Consider the following 1,583-nt stretch of genomic DNA (forward strand, 5'->3'; position numbering starts at 1 on the left):
CACGCCGATCCGCATCGGTGACCTGGGTCGCGTCGTATCCATCGGTCTGGAGCGTGTCCAACTCCAGGACCGGTACACGCGCGTCTTCCGGCACCGCACCCGCGTCGGCAGTGGTGGTCAGCACGCACAGCGGCGCGGCCGTGTCGAGGATGTAGCCGATCCGTTCCGCCGGATGCGCCGGGTCCAGGGGTACGTACGCACCACCCGCCGCGACCACGGCATACATACCCACGACCAGGTCCAGCGACCGTGACACCAGCAACCCGACAAGGGTCTCCGGCCCGACACCCTCAGCGATCAGATGCCGCGCGAGCCGATTCACCCGACCCGCGAACTCGCCATAGGACAGACTCGTCCCCTCGAACGAAACCGCCACCCGATCCGAATGCGCCGCCGCCGCGGCATTGAAGCCGTCCAGCAACAGTCCGGCCGGCAGCGGATGCTCGGTGGCATTCCACTCCGCCAGCACGCGGTCACGCTCGACCGGCGCCAGGATCTCCAGATCACCGACCGCTGTCTCCGGCGCCTCGACGATCTCCCGCAGCAACCGCACGAACCGATCGACGAAGCCTTCCACCGTGGCGTGATCGAACAGCGCGGTCGCGTAGGTCAGATAACCCGAAACACCCTGCGGCGCACCGGATTCGTCGTAGGTGTCGCCGAGGATCAGGTTCAGGTCGAACTGCGAGATCTCGGTGTCGATATCCACACCCGACACCGTCAGGCCCGGCAGTTCCAGACTCGACTGCGCCAGGTTCTGGAAGATCAGGCTCACCTGGAACAAGGGGTGGCGGGCGGTCGAGCGGGCCGGGTTCAGCACCTCGACCAAGCGTTCGAACGGCACGTCCGCGTGTGCAAAGGCCGCGATATCGATCTCCCGCTGCCGGCGGAGCAGATCGGTGAACGTTTCCCCACGATCCAGTTCGGTCCGGAACACCAGTGTGTTCACGAACATACCGATCAGATCATCGAGAGCCTGCTCGCCACGACCGGCGACCGGCGTTCCGATGGTGATGTCGTCACTGCCCGACAACCGGGACAGCAGCACCGCCAGGGCGGAGTGCACGACCATGAACAGGGTCGCGTTCTGCTGCTGGGCCACCCGCTGCAGACCGGCGTGGATCTCGGCATCGAGGGCGACCTCGACCCGGCTACCCGCAAAGGACTGCACCGCCGGACGCGGCCGGTCCATCGGCAGATCCAGCTGATCCGGTACACCCGCCAGCGCCGACCGCCAATAGGCGATCTGATCGGCCGCGATCGATCCCGGGTCGGCTTCGTCACCGAGCAGCTCACGCTGCCAGATGCTGTAATCCGCGTACTGCACCGGCAACGGCGCCCACCCCGGGGCATCCCCCGCCCTACGCGCCGAGTAGGCCGTCATCACATCCCGGGTCAACGGAGCGAGCGACGCACCGTCACCGGCAATGTGATGGATCACCAGCGCCAGCACGAATTCATCGGCTGTGCCGTCGACCTGGAACAGCGCCACCCGCAACGGCACCTCGACCGTCACATCGAAACCCGCCGACCCCAAGCCCGCGACCGCCGCCACCACATCACCAGCAGCAACCGACCGCACA

Annotated in this window: 1 protein-coding gene; it reads right to left on the minus strand. The window is 66.7% G+C overall.

Annotated elements, in window-relative coordinates; all coding sequences use genetic code 11:
* A partial coding sequence (locus NGR01S_RS29720; RefSeq protein ID WP_157107516.1) for a condensation domain-containing protein occupies positions 1–1,583 on the minus strand: 1,583 nt, incomplete at both ends.

It is taken from the genome of Nocardia grenadensis NBRC 108939, from assembly GCF_001613445.1.
Lineage (GTDB): Bacteria > Actinomycetota > Actinomycetes > Mycobacteriales > Mycobacteriaceae > Nocardia > Nocardia grenadensis.